This is a genomic window from Sphingomonas sp. AC411 (genome assembly GCF_979253035.1).
In genome coordinates this window covers 2,635,227-2,651,774 of the sequence record NZ_CEEDAQ010000001.1, presented here as the reverse complement: position 1 = coordinate 2,651,774, position 16,548 = coordinate 2,635,227, and the positions used below count along the sequence as shown (strand labels likewise).

General features: G+C 65.2%; 19 protein-coding genes, 1 tRNA gene and 2 pseudogenes. 7 read left to right on the top strand and 15 right to left on the bottom strand.

Annotation, left to right across the window (positions count from 1 at the left end; genetic code table 11):
* Positions 1-89 precede the first annotated feature (89 nt).
* The gene (locus AC0IX7_RS13605) at positions 90-755 is read left to right on the top strand and encodes an HAD family hydrolase (RefSeq protein ID WP_471812347.1); all 666 of its coding nucleotides are present in this window, start codon (positions 90-92) and stop codon (positions 753-755) included.
* 60 nt (positions 756-815) lie between these two features.
* Here the strand turns inward: AC0IX7_RS13605 and AC0IX7_RS13600 are convergent, their stop codons facing one another.
* Positions 816-1,037: a hypothetical protein gene (locus tag AC0IX7_RS13600; protein WP_187503705.1), complete on the bottom strand. Its 222-nt coding sequence runs from the start codon at positions 1,035-1,037 to the stop codon at positions 816-818.
* 277 nt (positions 1,038-1,314) lie between these two features.
* Between AC0IX7_RS13600 and AC0IX7_RS13595 the strand changes: the two genes are divergently transcribed.
* The 5 genes from AC0IX7_RS13595 to AC0IX7_RS13575 all read left to right on the top strand — a co-directional run bounded on the left by AC0IX7_RS13595 (position 1,315) and on the right by AC0IX7_RS13575 (position 3,384).
* Entirely contained in the window at positions 1,315-1,470 is a 156-nt protein-coding gene (locus AC0IX7_RS13595) for a hypothetical protein (protein ID WP_471812345.1), read from the top strand.
* A gap of 420 nt (positions 1,471-1,890) precedes the next feature.
* Positions 1,891-2,064 (top strand): DUF465 domain-containing protein, encoded by a 174-nt coding sequence (locus tag AC0IX7_RS13590; protein ID WP_187503703.1) that lies wholly within the window; start codon positions 1,891-1,893, stop codon positions 2,062-2,064.
* 93 nt (positions 2,065-2,157) lie between these two features.
* Positions 2,158-2,367, top strand: a complete 210-nt coding sequence (locus AC0IX7_RS13585; RefSeq protein ID WP_471812344.1) for a hypothetical protein — start codon at positions 2,158-2,160, stop codon at positions 2,365-2,367.
* Positions 2,364-2,606, top strand: a complete 243-nt coding sequence (locus AC0IX7_RS13580; protein WP_471812342.1) for a hypothetical protein — start codon at positions 2,364-2,366, stop codon at positions 2,604-2,606. The genes AC0IX7_RS13585 and AC0IX7_RS13580 overlap by 4 nt, the downstream gene beginning before the upstream one ends.
* A gap of 7 nt (positions 2,607-2,613) precedes the next feature.
* Positions 2,614-3,384 carry a TorF family putative porin gene (locus tag AC0IX7_RS13575; RefSeq protein WP_471812340.1) on the top strand — a complete coding sequence of 257 codons (771 nt, stop codon included), beginning with the start codon at positions 2,614-2,616 and terminating at the stop codon, positions 3,382-3,384.
* A 93-nt stretch (positions 3,385-3,477) separates the two neighbouring features.
* On the opposite strand, the gene AC0IX7_RS13570 is transcribed toward AC0IX7_RS13575, so the two are convergent.
* The 3 genes from AC0IX7_RS13570 to AC0IX7_RS13560 form a co-directional block, all read right to left on the bottom strand.
* Positions 3,478-4,575 (bottom strand): ERAP1-like C-terminal domain-containing protein, encoded by a 1,098-nt coding sequence (locus AC0IX7_RS13570; protein WP_471812338.1) that lies wholly within the window; start codon positions 4,573-4,575, stop codon positions 3,478-3,480.
* The gene (locus AC0IX7_RS13565; protein ID WP_471812336.1) at positions 4,542-6,149 is read right to left on the bottom strand and encodes a M1 family metallopeptidase; all 1,608 of its coding nucleotides are present in this window, start codon (positions 6,147-6,149) and stop codon (positions 4,542-4,544) included. The genes AC0IX7_RS13570 and AC0IX7_RS13565 overlap by 34 nt, the downstream gene beginning before the upstream one ends.
* A 204-nt stretch (positions 6,150-6,353) precedes the next feature.
* Positions 6,354-6,444, bottom strand: a tRNA-Ser gene (locus tag AC0IX7_RS13560).
* Between the two features lie 88 nt (positions 6,445-6,532).
* On the opposite strand from AC0IX7_RS13560, the gene AC0IX7_RS13555 reads away from it, so the two are divergent.
* Positions 6,533-7,396 carry a peptidylprolyl isomerase gene (locus AC0IX7_RS13555; RefSeq protein WP_471812335.1) on the top strand — a complete coding sequence of 288 codons (864 nt, stop codon included), beginning with the start codon at positions 6,533-6,535 and terminating at the stop codon, positions 7,394-7,396.
* On the opposite strand, the gene AC0IX7_RS13550 is transcribed toward AC0IX7_RS13555, so the two are convergent.
* From AC0IX7_RS13550 to cyoB, 11 genes and pseudogenes are all read right to left on the bottom strand, one after another.
* Entirely contained in the window at positions 7,386-8,240 is an 855-nt protein-coding gene (locus tag AC0IX7_RS13550) for a pirin family protein (RefSeq protein ID WP_471812333.1), read from the bottom strand. The two genes, AC0IX7_RS13555 and AC0IX7_RS13550, sit on opposite strands and share 11 nt — an antisense overlap.
* A gap of 1 nt (position 8,241) precedes the next feature.
* Positions 8,242-8,553, bottom strand: a complete 312-nt coding sequence (locus AC0IX7_RS13545; RefSeq protein WP_471813883.1) for an NADPH-dependent FMN reductase — start codon at positions 8,551-8,553, stop codon at positions 8,242-8,244.
* Positions 8,554-8,590: 37 nt separating this feature from the next.
* Complete coding sequence (locus AC0IX7_RS13540; protein ID WP_471812332.1) at positions 8,591-8,812, bottom strand: NADPH-dependent FMN reductase; 222 nt, start codon at positions 8,810-8,812, stop codon at positions 8,591-8,593.
* Between the two features lie 11 nt (positions 8,813-8,823).
* Positions 8,824-9,616, bottom strand: a pseudogene (locus tag AC0IX7_RS13535) (DODA-type extradiol aromatic ring-opening family dioxygenase).
* Between the two features lie 76 nt (positions 9,617-9,692).
* Positions 9,693-10,751, bottom strand: coding sequence for a spore photoproduct lyase family protein (locus tag AC0IX7_RS13530; RefSeq protein ID WP_471812330.1), 1,059 nt, complete (start codon positions 10,749-10,751; stop codon positions 9,693-9,695).
* 35 nt (positions 10,752-10,786) lie between these two features.
* On the bottom strand, positions 10,787-11,320 hold the full coding sequence (locus AC0IX7_RS13525; protein ID WP_187503679.1) for a response regulator transcription factor: 534 nt from the start codon (positions 11,318-11,320) through the stop codon (positions 10,787-10,789).
* Positions 11,321-11,330: 10 nt separating this feature from the next.
* Complete coding sequence (locus AC0IX7_RS13520; protein ID WP_471812328.1) at positions 11,331-12,644, bottom strand: ATP-binding protein; 1,314 nt, start codon at positions 12,642-12,644, stop codon at positions 11,331-11,333.
* On the bottom strand, positions 12,641-13,357 hold the full coding sequence (locus AC0IX7_RS13515; RefSeq protein WP_471812327.1) for an SURF1 family protein: 717 nt from the start codon (positions 13,355-13,357) through the stop codon (positions 12,641-12,643). Before AC0IX7_RS13515 ends, AC0IX7_RS13520 begins: the two co-directional genes overlap by 4 nt.
* Positions 13,357-13,743, bottom strand: coding sequence for a cytochrome o ubiquinol oxidase subunit IV (gene cyoD / locus AC0IX7_RS13510; protein ID WP_187503676.1), 387 nt, complete (start codon positions 13,741-13,743; stop codon positions 13,357-13,359). The genes AC0IX7_RS13515 and cyoD overlap by 1 nt, the downstream gene beginning before the upstream one ends.
* Positions 13,740-14,378, bottom strand: coding sequence for a cytochrome o ubiquinol oxidase subunit III (cyoC, locus tag AC0IX7_RS13505; protein WP_248524002.1), 639 nt, complete (start codon positions 14,376-14,378; stop codon positions 13,740-13,742). Before cyoC ends, cyoD begins: the two co-directional genes overlap by 4 nt.
* A gap of 4 nt (positions 14,379-14,382) precedes the next feature.
* A pseudogene (cyoB, locus tag AC0IX7_RS13500) lies at positions 14,383-16,382 on the bottom strand (cytochrome o ubiquinol oxidase subunit I).
* Positions 16,383-16,548: the final 166 nt, after the last annotated feature.

Genomic DNA, 16,548 nt, shown 5'->3' with positions numbered 1-16,548 from the left:
TTGTCGTAAGCGCTGCGGTCCAGCAGGCGCCGATCATGGCCGCCTGGACGGGCAGCGCCACCCGCTCAGGCAAAATTTGGAGCCCACAGATGCAGATCAACGCTATTCTCTTCGATATCGACGGCACGCTAGTCGATACCAACGACATGCACGTCCTTGCCTGGGAGGAGGCGTTTGCAGGCGTAGGGGCGACGTTCGATCGACAGATCATCCATGACCAGATCGGCAAGGGCACTGACATGCTCGTCCCGACCCTGCTGCCTGACGCCGACGAGGATCAGCAGGAGGCGCTAGGCGAAACGCACGGCCAGATCTTCAAGGCGAAGTATCTCGATACGGCCAAGCCGTTCGCGGAGGCGCACGCACTGTTGGCGCACGCGCACGGATCGGGGCAGCAGGTCGTGCTGGCATCGTCGGCGTCGGAAGCGGAACTCGAGCATTATATCGATCTGCTCGACGCCCGCGATCTGATCGCGGCGACCACCAGCAGCGACGATGTCGAGAAGACCAAGCCCGCGCCCGACATTTTCGCGACCGCACTCAAGAAGCTGCCGGGAATCGACCCGGGCAGCGTCATCGTCGTCGGCGATACGCCCTATGATATCGAGGCGGCGGCCAAGTGCGGGATCGCCGCAGTCGCGGTGCGATCGGGCAAGTTCAAGGACGCGCAACTGCAATCGGCGGGTGCGGTCGCGATCTACGACGACGTGGCAGCGTTGCTCGCCGACTATGCCACTTCGCCACTGGGACGCTGAATCGCCGGCGAAGCCTGTGCCGATGGCGGGCCTAGCCGACGTGCGACCATCGGATCCGTGTCAGCCGGGAATGCCCCAATTGGCTTCCTCGTTGGCGGCGGCGGCGGTGCGGACGAGATGCTGGACATAGTTCTGGAACACCGGAACCGTGAACGTGACCAGGGTCGGCTCGCCCTGCGGCTCCTTGAAGGTCAGCACGACGAAGCGCTGGCCGTCCTCGTCGAGGATCAGTCCGGCTTCCATCGCTCCGGGGCCGCTGGGCGTGATGACTGTCGCTACCATGATGCATTCTCGCTGTGCCGGGTTCCAGGGTGGCCATAACGGCGCACGTTCCGGTGTCTAGGTGGTGACCGAGCGGCCCTGCCGATCACGGCCCTCGCGTTGCGAGAAGGGCGCCATGTGCGTCGTGCCACCTATCCACCGATATCTGGATACTCGGCCTGCCTTACGTAGTCGACGCCAATACGCAGTACGCAAGGACCGGAATGCCGACGAGTAGTATCAAGAGCAGGAGATTGAGTCCCATGAGGCGGTCCAGCCAATTCGGGAGATCTTGTTGGTGAAATTCGGTATCGGACCTCGAATGTTCTTCGACGATTTCGATATCGAATTTGTTGGAAAAGAAGTGACCCGGGCTCTTTCTCAGGAACATCCGAGGCGGCGGGTCTTCGGCCTGGTTTTGCGCATTGATCGGGCCGAGGTCTTCGGATTTTGATATGTTGTCTGTCACTGTGCCGTTTCCGCTTACTCGAGATCAGGGGCGCGCAGAGCGCCGCCCAAAGGTCAGATCGAATAAAGCCCGAACTCAAACGGCGAACAGCCGCGAGCTCGGGCTAACCCCGTGCGGCGAGTTGGCCGGCGTGGTCGCGGAAACGCTTATGTGTCGCGGGAGCGTACATGAGAGTAACATCGTAGACCGGTCGCGTAATGTCAACACAGGCTCGGTTGGGCTCAACAGTCTTGACCCCGACCCGGGAAACACTAGGTTGATGATGCGGGCCGGGCCCCTCTGGCGTTTGTCTTTGGACGAACGTGATGTCGGACCGCATCGGGTTAGCTCGATGTTCAGGCCTGGCCTTTCGCCTCCTCTCATCTGCGCTGATCCGATCTTTCAATCGTTGGTTGGAGAGCGGCTATGAGCATATTTTCATACAAACTAACCCAGTTGCACAAGCAGTTGGACGATCAGATCCGTGTCGAGATGAAGCGACGCATGCCGGATGCCCTGCGGCTTCTTCGGCTGAAGCGACTGCGGTTGAGCGTGAAGGATCGGCTTCATGCACGCGCCTTGCGGTTGCAGGTGAACTGAACCGATGACCGTGTAGCGTCGTTCTAGAAACATCGTCCGCAAGGATCAGCATCACCGGTCAAGATGGATCGGGATGACCAAAGGAGAGCGAATATGGCCTATCTCGTAACAGCCGGATTGGTGCTTGCCGCCACCGGCGCGGCACTCGGCATGACCGTCGATCACCAGAACCGCGTGGATCACCATAGTGGTCCGGTCGCCGTCAAATATCGTGGCGATGTCGCCATCACGCACAAGCAGGTGGGCGCGGTTGCCCCGGGGGAAGGGCGTCGTCGCTACGCTGCGACTGGGCAGCGACCATGACGGTGGCGCGCCATGCCGTTGCGGCGTCGGGTACCAGGCTCGTCCGTAGCATCGACAGCGAACCCGTGGTGTCGGGCACGCGACCCGGCTGGTGCGCTACGAGCCACCGGGCGATCACGGAGGAAGTCGCGAGCAGGACGGCGGATATGCAAGCGCACCTCGAAGTCCTGGCGCAGGAGGACGAGACGATGCTGCGCGCCGAGCTGGACCGGATTCATGGCCTGCAGCGCGCTGGATGATAGGGGGATGATCGGGATCATGAGCCGGCGCCTGCAACTGGCGGGTGCGATTGGCGCCGTAACCTGTGGCCTTGCCGCGCCCGCATTCGCCCAGAGTGGTCGATCGGCAACCCTGGAGGTGATGAGCGAGGAGGAGCGGCGAGGGCTGAGCTGGAGTGAAGGACGCGCCGCCCTCGGCGCCGACGTCCGCGTCCCGGTCGGGCGCTTCGACGCCTCGGCGCGCGTGGTGACGACCCGCGACAGCGTGCGACACGACGGGGCCGATGCGGTGGTCGACCTTGTGGTTGGAACGGGCTGGGACCTTGGTGCCATTCAGTTACGAACCGACGCCATCGGGCATGTCTTTGCAGGTTCCCGCACGAAGGCGGACTATGTCGAGGCTGGGGTATCGGCAAGCTACGGCTATGGCCCGCTCTATGCGACCCTGGGTGTCATCGGTGCACCGTCGCAGCGTGCGATCGGTGGCAGCAATGTGTATCTCTATGCGAATGCCAATGCCGGTATCCCGGGCACGCCGCTCACCGTTCTCGCCGAACTCGGGCATTCGTCCGGCAGCGTTCGCGATACCTTTCGCGCCGAGCGGCTCCGACCGGGCGGAAGCTACAGCAACTGGCGGCTCGGGCTCGAACATCGTCGCGATCGACTGACGGTTGGCGTTGATTACATCGGCACCGACATTTCCGGCACTGACATTGCCGGCACGGGCGATGCCAGCCGATTTGCCGATCGGCGCAATGCGACGGACCGGCTTATCGGCCGCCTCCAGGTTTCGTTCTGACCCGTTTTCGGGTTCGAGTGCCATCCGGAAGCCCGATCGTCCGCGGCGCTTGGGAAACGGCTTTTGTCGCAGCCGTTTCCCAAGCGATCTCGGCTAGCCGCCGGTGGTGATGGCCGCCGCGATCTCTCCCGATTTCGCAGCCTTGAGCGTCCCGCAGAGCCGGATCGATTCCAGCGCACGCTGATAGGCCAGCAAACCGACATTGGCCTTCCGGACCACGGGGCCGATCTTCGCATCGATGCTGGCGGCCCGATCGGCGCCGCATTGCGAGGCGAATGCAGACGGCAGCCGGCTGGTGATGAAGATGCCGTTGGCGCCCGCGACGAGCCGGTCATAATTTGCCAGCACCCAGTCGGTACCGAGATCGCGCGTCTCGACCGTGCCTACGACACCGAAGATCAACTGCAGGCGATCGAAGCCACGCAGGCGTTTGTCGTCGAGCGACAACAGGTACTGGGCGACATCCGCGCGACCGCTCGACGCAGCTGCTGCCAGGGCGCTCGATCGTAGCGTCGAATCCTCGCTGGACAACCCGCGCTCGACGAGCATCCGGGCGACCGGCAAGCCGCCGTCCTGCGCCAACGCCGTCAAGCCGCCGAACAGGAAGCCTGGATCGAGTGCGGCCGCGTCGCCGCCGAGGAAGCGGCTGGCCGCATCCTTCAGCTTTGCGCGAACGGCCGGGTCGTGCGCGTCGTCCGCTACGAGTCCGACCAGCCGATGGCGCAGGTTCTGGCGTCCGGGATCGTCGCTCGCATGCGCGCCGACCGCGGGATCGAAGCCAAGCTTGGTCAATTGCGGCGTATAGATCGACGCCATCAGCGAACGGTACGCCGGCAGCGAGGCCGGCGCGATCAGGCCGCGCGAGCGCCAGCCGGAAATCCGTTCGCCGGGATCCACGCTGGCGGTAGCATCCGGATTGTCGGCCATCGCGCGCGCCTGCGCGATCAGCCACGTCGCTGGCGCCTTGCCGGCCCGGAACGACGCCCACAGGCTGTCGGTGGTCGCGATGGCTTCGCCCGGCGACAGCGTGGCGGACGAGGCGATCAGCGCCTGCCAATCGGCTGGCGCGAGGTCGAACCGGTAATAGCCGGTGCCGCCGACGTTCGGCATCAGCACGCGTCCGGCCGGGACCGCCAGCGTCGCGGTCTTCGCATCCATCAACGTGCAGTGCTTGCTGGCGTCGACGCGCACGCAGAAGGGATCGTCCACTGGAGCGGCGCCGGCTTCGAGCCCAGGAACGTGTAGCGCGCCTGCACTGCGGTCAGCTTGCCACCGTCGCGGCGTATGTCGATCACCGGCACGCCCTGCTGGTCGACGAAACTGGTCAGCGCCGCGAGCAACTTGGGATCATGCCCTGCATCAGCGATCGACTGGAAGAATTGCTCCGACGAGGCGTTGCCGTAAGCATAGCGCTTCAGGTGGAGCCGTACGCCGGCCTTGAACTTCTCGTCGCCAAGATAGGCGGCGATCATCGCGACGACGTGACCGCCCTTGCCGTACGTGATGTTGTCGAACGCGGCGTCGATCTGGTTGTTCTCGGTGATCGCCTGGTGGATCGGGCGCCCGACCTCCAGCGCGTCGGTGTTCATCGCGCCGAACCCCTCGGCGATCGCGCCGACCCCGATGCCAAGCTCGGGCCGCCACTCGTTGCCGATGCGATAGCCCATCCAGTTGGCGAAGCTCTCGTTGAGCCAGATATCGCTCCACCATGCGGGCGACACGAGATCGCCGAACCACTGGTGCGCCAATTCGTGACTGACGATCATGCCGAACGACTGCTTGTCGCTGGTGGTGGCGTTGCGATCCAGAAAGATGATCCCGTCGCCATAGGTATCCGCGCCGGCATTCTCCATCGCGCCGGGCATGATCGGCGAGCCGATCTGGTCGAGCTTGGGGAACGGGAACGGCTCGCCGAAATAGCGCTCGAGCAGGCTCACGATGCGCGGAGTCTCCGCCATCACATAGTCCATCTTGTCCTTCTGGGCCTGCGTCGCGACCGCGCCCAGCGCCATGGGATGCGCGCGCTCCGGTGTCGGCGCGATCATTCCCGACTGCCTGACGAAGGGCCCGGTATCGACCGCGACCAGATAGGTGGGCAATGGCTTGGTGGGCGCGAAGCGATGCGTTTCCAGTCCCGCGCCGGTTTTCGTCACACCCGTTTCGGGGCTGTTGCTCACGACCGTCATGCCCGGATGGGTGGTGACGCTCACCGTGAACGGTTGCTTGAACCCCGGTTCGTCGAAGGACGGAAACGCGGCACGTGCATCGATGCTCTCGAACTGGGTCCAGCTGTACCAGCGGTCGGCGACCTTGACGTGGTACAGGCCAGACGCGTCGTCGCCGAATTTGCCGCGATAGTCGAATACCAGCGTGGCGGCACCGGCCGCAACGGGGCCGGCGAAATCGAGCCGTGCGGTACCCGTCGCGTCGACCTGCGTGAAGGTCGCGGGGACGATGGTGCTGCCGATCCGTGCAAAGACCTTGGTGACGACGAGATCGCGTCCATGCAGATAGAGTTTGGTCGTGCGGGCTTTGAGCACGACGTCGATTTCGTCGTGGCCGGCAAAGCCGTCGCTTTCGGGAAGGATGGTCAGGTCGAGCCGGTAGGCCTTCGGCACCGCGGCATCGGAAAGCCGCCCCTTGGGTGCCTTCGCATCCGGAACGATGCGCGTTGCGGGCGATTGGGCAGGGGACGGGGCAGGCGATTGGGCAAACGCCGTCGTCGATAACAGCGCCGCGACCGTCAGTATGTATCCGTTGCGCACCATGTGTCCCCCTTGTCGTTCTGGCGGGCACGCTAGGTGGTCGCGATCGTGCCGGCAAGCTGGGGACGGGCGCAATTCGAGCTGGCGGATTTACCGGGCGAAGGGGGACGAATACAGGGCGATCCACCGGGCGGGCAGGGGGCTCGAATTATGAGGAATCTAGCCGCGGTCGTCCGTTCCCAGCGATCCAGCGCGCGGCAGGGGTGGCGGAGCGGGAGGGATTCGAACCCTCGATACGCTTTTGACGTATACTCACTTTCCAGGCGAGCGCCTTCGACCACTCGGCCACCGCTCCGCATTGCTCTGGAAGGGCGTCTGCTAGTGCGCGTTTCACGTACGTGCAAGCGATTGCGTGCGGGGAGGCGCTCGGGCAGTCTGCGGGGATGCTGAATCTCCTTCTCGCTGCCGCGCTCGCGCAAGCTGCTCCGGTCGCTGTCACGCTGCCGTCCGATCCGCTGCCGGCGGATTGGGTCGCGGTTCCGGACGACGAGCTGCTGGTGTTCACACTGGCCAATGGGCACCGGTTTACCGTGCGGCTGGCACCTCGGTATGCGCCCGTGCACGTTGCAAACATTCGCAAGCTTGCGGCGGCGCATTGGTGGGATGTCGGGACCAGCGTGTACCGGTTGCAGGATAATTACGTCGCGCAATGGGGCGATGCGACCGAGAAGAAACCGCTGGTTGCGGGCGTCGTCGCCAACCCGCCGGCGGAATATTCGCATGCCGGGCCGACGACGGTGGCACGGCTATCGCAGCGCGATCCCTATGCCGAATGGGCGGGATACAGCCGCGACGGCTGGCCATTGGCGGGCAATGGCGCGACCGAGTGGCTGCCGCATTGCTACGGCATGGTCGGCGTCGCGCGCGATCTGGCGCCGAGCACGGGGAGTGGCGCGGAGCTGTATACCGTGATCGGCCATTCGCCGCGCGCGCTGGACCGCAACATCGCGGTGGTGGGCCGGGTGATCGACGGAATCGAGTGGCTGTCGTCGCTCCCGCGGGGACGGGCGATCTCGGTTTCTACAAGGCGGAAGGCGAGCGTAGCCCGATCGTGTCCGCCCGCCTCGCGAGCGAGCTGCCTGCCGCCCAGCGACCCCATTTCCAGTATCGCGCGGCGGACAATGCGCGGTTCGTCGCCTGGATCGCGTCGCGCGAGAACCGGGCGGGGCCGTTCTTCACGGTGCCGGCGGGCGGCGCGGACATCTGTGCCGCGCTGCCGCCGGTGCGGAAAGCGCCCTAACGAATGACCGGCGGCTTGCCGAACAGGCCGGCATTATAGTCCTCGATCGCGCGGACGATTTCCTCGCGGGTGTTCATGACGAAGGGGCCGTGGGAGACGACCGGTTCGCCGATCGGATCGGCGTGGCCGTAGAGGATCGTGGCGGGGGCTTCGGTCATGACGGTGATGGTGTCCCCGTCCGGCGCGAACGTGGCGAGGTGGTGAGGCTTGATCTGCGTGCCGTTGGCCGAGGAGGCGCCGGCGACGACGTAGAAGAAGACCGCGCGCCCACTAGGTGCCGGCAGGTCGACCTTCGCGCCGGCTTCGAGTTCGATGGTCATCATCGCGACCCCGGTCAGCGACTCGATCGGGCCGTGCTGGTCTCCGAAGCGGCCCGAGATCAGGTTCACTATGCCGCCGTCGACCGGGACCGCGGGAATGTCCTCGCGCTGGAGGCCGGTATAGGCGGGCTTTGTCATCTTGAGCCGGCCGGGGAGATTGACCCAGAGTTGCAGGATTTCCAGCGGGCCGCCGTCGCGCTTGAACGATGCGGGCGAGATTTCCGCGTGGATCAGGCCCGAGCCGGCGGTCATCCACTGGACGCCGCCGGCGCGGATGACGCTTTCGTGGCCGCCGCTGTCGAGATGCGCCATCTCACCCTTCACGATGAAGCTGACGGTCTCGAAGCCGCGATGCGGATGCGGGCCGAACGGCAGACCGGTGTTGCCCGGGCGATAGGTCTGCGGGCCGTGATGGTTGAGGAACAGGAACGGGTCGACCTGCTGCAGGCCCGGCCCCGGTAGCGGACGGCGGGTGACGAGATCGGCGATGTCGTCGCGGTGCGCCGGATACTGGTTGAGGACCTGCCGCATGTCAGGATGCCTCGCGGTCGGCGGCGGTAGGGCGGGCGATGTCGGCGAGCAGGTCGTCTATGCCGCCGACGAGGAAGTCGAGCGTGCGCTGTTCGGTGAGGCGACCGTCGGTGATCTTCTCATGTACCGCACCGACGACGGCTTGGGGACGCAGGACGGTGCGGGCACCGATCGAGGCCAGCGTCTCGTTGAGTTGCGCATGGGCGCGCGCGCCGCCGACCGCGCCGGGCGAGGAGGTCAGCGTGAAGACCGGCTTGCCCGTCAGCGTCGCCTTGCCGTGCGGGCGCGAGGCCCAGTCGAGCGCGTTCTTCAGGACACCCGAGATGCCGTGATTATATTCGGGGAGGCGATTACGATGCCATCCGCCGCGCCGATCGCCGCGCGCAGCGCTGCGACGGCGGCAGGGGCGTGTCGGTGTCGGCGTCCTGATCGTAGAGCGGCACGTCGTTCAGCGCGAAGATCGTGAGCGCGGCCTTGTCGGCGACCGCTTCGCCGAGCGTGGTCAGGATCGCGGTGTTGTACGAACCGCGGCGCAGGCTGCCGGAGATCGCGAGCAGGACGGGAAGAGGCATGGACATTCCTTTTAGGTGAAGCGGTAGCCGGAGATCGCGGTTTGCAACACGCGTTCATTGTAGACCTGCGTGCCGGGTTGATCGGAGGCACCGGCGGCGACCATCAGCGGCAGGAGATGCTCCTCGCGGGGGTGCGAGAGGCGCCCGGCGGGGCTTCGGCCCAACCGGCTAGTGCTGCCGATCGGGCGGTTGGTTCGGACTCGACCGCGGCGGTGAGCCATTGATCGAAGGCTTCTGACGGCGCGGTGAAACGCGGGTCGCCGTAGCCGCGCATGTTGTGGAAGCTCATGCCCGAGCCGACTATCAGCACGCCTTCGTCGCGCAAGGGGGCGAGCGCGCGGCCGGCGGCGGCGTGGAGCGCGGGGTCGAGATCGCGATCGACGGACATCTCGACGACCGGGATGTCGGCATCGGGGAATGCGACCTTCATCGGGATGAAGACGCCGTGATCAAGGCCGCGCGTGGGATCGATGGTGGCGGTCAGGCCAGCACCGCGGAGCAGGTCGGCGGCGCGGGCGGCCAAGACGGGATCGCCGGGGGCGTCGTAGCGTAGTTCGTAGGTATGCGGAGGAAGCCACCGTAATCGTAGATCAGTGGCGGAGTGGCGGCGCCGGTGAAGGCGAAGCCGCGGGTTTCCCAGTGGCCGGAGACGACGAGGATCGCCTTGGGCTTTTCGGGCAGAGAGGCGGCGATCGACCGGAGGTACGCGGCCATGCCGGTCCAGTTGCCGGCTGGGTCGTCCATGAAGAAGCAAGGCCCGCCACCGTGCGGGATGAAGAGCGTTGGCTGGCGGGTTTGTGTCATGGTTTCGAGGTAGGCGGCGACGGGGACGATCGGAAGGCCGCGAATGGCAACGCTGCGTTGCCGGTTGGCTCGGCGATCAGGTCCAGTAGAGGATGCGGGCTTGGGGGAGTTTAATAACGATCTCGTCCTGGAAGAAGGTGCGGAGGGCGCGCATCGTGTCGGCGTCGTAGACGTATTTGACCGAGCCGAACTTTGTGCGCTTCTCCGTGCGGTTGGCCATGCTGAGGTCGAGTGACGAGCCGGGGTACCAGGTTTCGAGCACCGCCTTCGAGCCGGGGGTGTAGCGGTGGGTGATCAGCTCGATCGTCACGTCGGGAACGTCGGCGAGCATCCTGCCCGCCTCCGCCAGTAAGTTGCCATACGCCTCCCGCCAGCCTTCGGCTGCGATGATCGGGGCGACGGTCAGGCCTATCTTGTAGCCGGCGTTCGCCATCTTGCGCAGCGCGAGCAGACGGGCGGCGACGGGGCTGGTGCCGCCTTCGAAGCGCGCATAGGCGGCGGGGTTGATCGAGGCGCGCATGCGGGTGCGGCCGCGGTGGTCGAGTTGGAGAAGTGGCTCGACGGCATCGAACTTTGTGGTGAAGCGCAACTGCACGTCGGCTTCCCAGGCGCCGAAATGCGCGATCAGCGCGGACAGCGATCCGGTGACGTGCTCGATGCCAAGCGGGTCGGTGTAGCAGGAGGCCTCGAACGTCGTGCCTTCATGCGCGCGGGCGGTGGAACGCGAGGTTACGGTGCCCTGGCCGAGATGCGCGGGAAGTTCTGCGAGGATCTCAGGCAGGTTCGCGTAGACGCGCGTGATTGGCGGGCCTTTGAGCGAGCCGGCGAGGTAGCAATAGCCGCAATGCGCGGGGCAGCCTTCGGCGAGGTCGATCCGCCAGTCGGCGCTGGGAGCGATCGGCTGGAGCTTGCGCTTCGAGGGTGGCGCGACGACCAGCGCCAGCGTCGCCTTGGCTTCCGCGTAGGCGCGGCGGGAGTCCGCGGGGAAGTCGAGCTTGAGGCGGTCGCTCGGTAGCGCCGTGACCGGTACGCCGAGTGCGGTAGCCCGCGCGGCGATCTCGGCACCATGTTCCCAGCTCAGCGCGGATGGGGTCGCCAGCAGGCGGCTGGGTTGCCAGAGTTTTTGGGAGCGCATCGGGGATAACGCCGGCCCTCGCCGATGCGTTGCCGCTATTTGACGGGGCGCTTCTCGAGCTTCCGCGCGAGTGTGCGGCGGTGCATGCCGAGACGGCGCGCGGTCTCGGAGATGTTGAAGTCGGTTTCGGCGAGCGTGGTGTGGATGCGCTCCCATTCGAGCGTCTTGATCGAGGTCGGACGCTCGGAGAGTTCGGTGTCGACGACTCCGTCGGTGCGATCAAACGCAGCTTCGATGTCGTCGGTGTTGGAGGGTTTGACGAGATAGTGTGACGCGCCGAGCTTGATCGCCTCGACCGCGGTGGCGATGCTCGCGAAGCCGGTGAGGACGACGACGATGATGTCGGGATCATGCGCGTGGAGCGTCTGGACGCAGACGAGGCCGGACGCGCCGCCGAGCTTCAGGTCGACCACCGCATATCGCGGCGTGCGTTCCGCCAGTTGTTCGACGAGTTCCTCGTGGCTGGCAGCCTGCATCACTTCGTAGCCGCGGCGTTCGAACGAGCGGCGAAGGGTGCGGGCGAACGTCTCGTCGTCTTCGACGATCGCGAGCAGGGCGGGTTCGCTCATGCCGTAGTCCTCATGAGAGCGCGATCGCCGAGAGAGGCATGCTGATCGTGACTTCCGCGCCGCCGTCGTCGCAGTTCACGACGGACACGCCGCCACCGAGCTTGCGCATGACGTTGACCGCGAGGAACAGACCGAGGCCGTGGCCGGGTTCGCGCTTGCTCGACTGATAGGGTTTGCCGAAGCTGGCCAACCGCTCCTCGCTGAAGCCCGGGCCTCGGTCGCGGACGATCAGCGCGAGATCGCCGCCGCTGCGTTCGCCACGGAACGCGACCCAGTGCGGCGAGGCTTCGGCGGCGTTGTCGAGCACGTTGGCGATCACCTGTTTGAGTGCAGGGTCGGAGACGACCTGCGGATCGTCGCCGACTCGGGTGGTGTAGTCGAAGTCGACCGACGGGTGAACGGCGCGCCATTCGTCGACGATCGCGTCGAGGAACTGATGGAGCGGCATGATCTCGGGCGCCTCACCCCGTGCCTCGCCGGCCGAGAGCAGAATGCCGGTGACGATCGCCTTGCAGCGCTGAACCTCGGATTGCATCTCGACGATCTCGGCCTGGAGGTCGGCGTCCTGTGCGAGCGTCGGCATGCGGCGCCAGTCGGCGAGGATGACCGCTATCGACGCGAGCGGCGTGCCGAGTTCGTGCGCGGCGCCGGATGCCAGGAGCCCCATGCGGACGATGTGATCCTCCTCCGCGGCCTGCTGGCGCAGGTCGGCCAGGCGCGTGTCGCGGGCGCGCAGATTGCCGGTGATCCGCGCCATGAAGAGCATCAACAGCGTCGCGATCAGCATGAAGCAGAGCAGCGAGCCGATCGTGTAGAGGATGAAATACTCGCCGCTGTAATCGGGCGGCAGGATCAGCGGGCGGTAATAGAGCGTGAGCAGGCCGAAACAGGCCGCGGTGACGACGACGATCGCCCAGCTCGACCAGCGATCGAGCAGAACCGCGCCGAGCACGACGTGGAGCAGGTAGAGCGAGATGAACGGGTTGGTGGCGCCGCCTGCGAGGTAGAGCTGTGTGGTGAGCAGGCCGACGTCGAACAGCAATGCGAGCAGGAGCTGGATGTTCGCGCCCTTGCGCCAGCCATAGAGCGGCATGCTGGCGAGGTTGAGGCCGACCGCGGCGGCGAGCGCCGCCATCATCGGAACGAGTGGCAGGTCGAAGCCGAGACCGAACCGCGCGAACAAGATGGTGACGAACTGGCCGGCGACCGCGATCCAGCGCAGCGTCACGAGCTGCCGCATGTTGGCGTTGCCGGTCGCGTCGGTGCGCGCGGTGGCGAGGGCGAGCCAGCGTTGCCAGCCCTGCCGTGCGGACGCCGAGGTCATGCCTCCTCTCGCCGCTTGCGTGCATCCTGGCGGACGAACACGACGAACGCGACGATCGTCATCGCGGCGAGCGCGAACCAGGTCAGCATGTAGACGAAATGGTTGTTGGGAAAGGCGATGATCGTCAGGCCGCCGACTGGGGCTGCGGTACCGGACTTGTCCGCATCGACGAAATAGGGGGCGACGTTCGAGAGACCGCGGGCCCTGGCGATCGCGGCGACATCGCGGGAATACCATTTGTCGGTCGCCGGATCGTTGCTGCGGAGGAAGCCGCCGTTAGGCTCGGTGATGCGGAGATAGCCGGTGATCGTGACCGGGCCGGTCGGCCTGGCATGCGCAACGCGCTGCTCGGGCGAGACGTAGCCGCGGTTGACCAGGACGGTGAAGCCCTGGGCGGTCCGCAAGGGCGTGACGACCCAATAGCCGCTACCGAGCGCGGTAGCGGCGCGCACCAGCGTCTCACGCGTGTTGTCGAGGGTGCCGTCGAGCCGGATGCGGCGATAGGCGTCGGTGGTGGCGGTGATCGCGCCCCAGGACGCAGGGCCAGGTGGCGCGACCGGCGCGGCATGCGCACGGGCCGCGACCTGTTCGATCAGGTTGAGCTTCCAGGCGCGGCGCTCGACCTGCCAGATGCCGAGCGCCATGAACCCGGCGAACAGCAGCAGCGCGACCAGGCCTGCGACATAGACGGCAGGGCCCGGTCGCGTCTTCATCACATGTCTGCCGCGGCCTGCATCGGCATCATGTTCGTGTTCATGTGGTACATCACCCAGATCGATCCGCTGAGCGTGATGACGACGAGGATGATCGTGAAGATCAGCGCCATCATCGTCCAGCCGCCCTCCGACTTGCCGCTCATGTGCAGGAAGTAGATCATGTGGACGACGATCTGCGCGACCGCGAAGACCATCACGACGAGGGCTGCGGTCGACGGATCCTTGAACGCGTCCGTCATGACGATCCAGAACGGGATCGCCGTCAGGATTACCGAGAGGAAGAACCCCTTGATATAGCTGCCGCGGGTGCCGTGCGAGGCGTGATCGCCATGGCCGTGATCGCCATGGTCCGCGTGTGCGTCGTGCGCGTGGGTGTCGCTCATCGTAGGGTGCCCATCAGATAGACGAAGGTGAAGACGCCGATCCAGATGACGTCGAGGAAATGCCAGAACATGCTGAGGCACATCAGGCGACGCTTGTTGGCGGCGATCAGGCCGTGCTTCTGGACCTGCACCATCAGCGTGACGAGCCAGATCAGGCCCATCGTGACGTGAAGGCCGTGCGTGCCGACGAGCGTGAAGAACGACGACAGGAATGCGCTGCGGGTTGGCCCTGCGCCCTCGTGGATGAGGGTGGCGAACTCGTACATTTCGATCGACAGGAACGCGAGGCCGAACAGGCCGGTGAAGACCAGCCACATCTGCATGACGCGCTGGCGACCTTCCTCCATCGACAGCATCGCGAAGCCGTAGGTGATCGACGAGAACAGCAGCATCGCGGTGTTCACCGCCACCAGCGGCAGCTCGAAGATCTCCTTCGGGCTGGGGCCGCCGGCGTAGCTGTTGCCGAGCACGGCGTACGCCGCGAACAGCACCGCGAAGATGAGGCAATCGCTCATCAGGTACATCCAGAAGCCCAGCATCGTGCTGCCGCCATCGGGATGCTCGTGCTCGTCTAAGTCGTAGAACGAGACCGGTTTGGTCTCGTTCAGACCGTCCTTCATCGGTATTGCGGACATCGCGTCAGGCTCCCTGGGTCGCGAGCTGGCGAGTGCGCGCGTCCTCGCTGGCGATCACGTCCTCGACCGGGATGTGGAAGTCGCGCTTGTAGTTGAAGGTGTGGAAGATCGCCGTCGCGAAGATGCCGACCAGGGTGAGCCCTGCGAGCCACCAGATGTACCAGATCATCGCGAACCCGAACGCCACGCTGAGGCCGGCGAGCACGACGCCCGTACCGGTACCGCTCGGCATGTGGATCGCCTTGAAGCCGGAAACCGGGCGAACCGCCTTGCGCTCCTTCATGTCGTACCAGGCGTCCAGGTCGTGGACGATCGGCGTGAACGCGAAGTTATAGTCCGGCGGCGGCGACGAGGTCGCCCACTCCAGCGTACGACCGTTCCACGGATCACCCGTGAGGTCGGCAAGCTTCTCGCGGTTCCGGATGCTGACGAAGATCTGCATCAGGAAGGCACCGATACCGGCGGCGATCAGCGCTGCACCAAAGGCGGCGATGACGAACCAGATCTGCAGGTTCGGATCGTCGAAATAGCGCATCCGGCGGGTCACGCCCATCAGGCCGAGCACGTAGAGCGGCATGAAGGCGAAGTAGAAGCCCACGACCCAGCACCAGAACGAGATCTTGCCCCACGTCTCGTTCAGCTTGAAGCCGAACGCCTTCGGGAACCAGTAGTTGATGCCGGCGAACATACCGAACAGCGTGCCGCCGATGATCACGTTATGGAAATGCGCGACCAGGAACAGCGAGTTGTGCAGCACGAAGTCGGCGGGCGGGACGGCAAGGAGGACGCCGGTCATGCCGCCGATCGTGAAGGTCACCATGAAGGCGATCGTCCACATCATCGGCAGTTCGAACCGGATCCGGCCCTTGTACATCGTGAACAGCCAGTTGAAGATCTTGGCCCCGGTCGGGATCGAGATGATCATCGTGGTGATGCCGAAGAACGAGTTCACGCTCGCGCCGGAGCCCATCGTGAAGAAGTGGTGCAGCCAGACGAGATAGGCGAGGATCGTGATGACGAGCGTCGCATAGACCATCGAGCTGTAGCCGAAGAGGCGCTTGCCCGAGAAGGTCGAGGTGACCTCGAGAAGATGCCGAACGCCGGCAGGACCAGGATGTAGACCTCCGGGTGACCCCAGATCCAGATCAGGTTGACGTACATCATCGGGTTGCCGCCCGAGTCGTTCGTGAAGAACGCGGTGCCGATGTAGCGGTCGAGCGACAGCATCGCGAGAACCGCGGTCAGCACCGGGAAGGCGGCGACGATCAGGATGTTGGTGCACAGCGACGTCCAGGTGAAGATCGGCATCTTCATCATGGTCATGCCGGGCGCGCGCATCTTGACGATGGTCGCGACCAGATTGACGCCGGACAAGAGTGTCCCGATGCCGGCGATCTGCAACGCCCAGATATAGTAGTCGACACCGACGTCCGGCGAGTACGCCAGTCCCGAGAGGGGCGGCATCGCGAGCCAGCCGGTCCGCGCGAACTCACCGATGAACAGCGACATCATGACGATCACGGCACCCGCCGCGGTCATCCAGAAGCTGAAATTGTTGAGGAACGGGAACGACACGTCGCGCGCACCGATCTGGAGCGGAACGACATAGTTCATCAGGCCCGTGACCAGCGGCATCGCCACGAAGAAGATCATGATCACACCGTGCGCGGTGAAGACCTGATCGTAGTGGTGCGCGGTCAGGTATCCTTCGGATCCGTTGAACGCCATCGCCTGCTGCGCGCGCATCATGATCGCGTCGGAGAACCCGCGCAGCAGCATGACGATCGCCAGGATGATGTACATGATGCCGATCTTCTTGTGATCGACGCTGGTGAACCACTGGTTCCACAGATAGCCCCAGACCTTGAAATAGGTCAGCGCCGCGACGAGGCCTGCGCCACCGATCGCCACCATCGCGAAGGTGGCGACGACGATCGGTTCGTGCAGCGGCAGCGACTCCAGGGTCAGGCGGCCGAAGATTGTCTTCAACAGAGTGTCGTTCATGATGGTTCTCTAGCCGTTCGCGACGGGGCGCGTGCCCGGCTTGGTTGAGGGGACAACATCGTGTGATTGCGGTTGGACTGCGAGCCGGGCGCGCTGTTGGCGCCGTCCTGTTTTATGTCGGCCGGCGCGGTCCAGTGGTTGCCGCTACCCTTTTCGTCGGCATCCT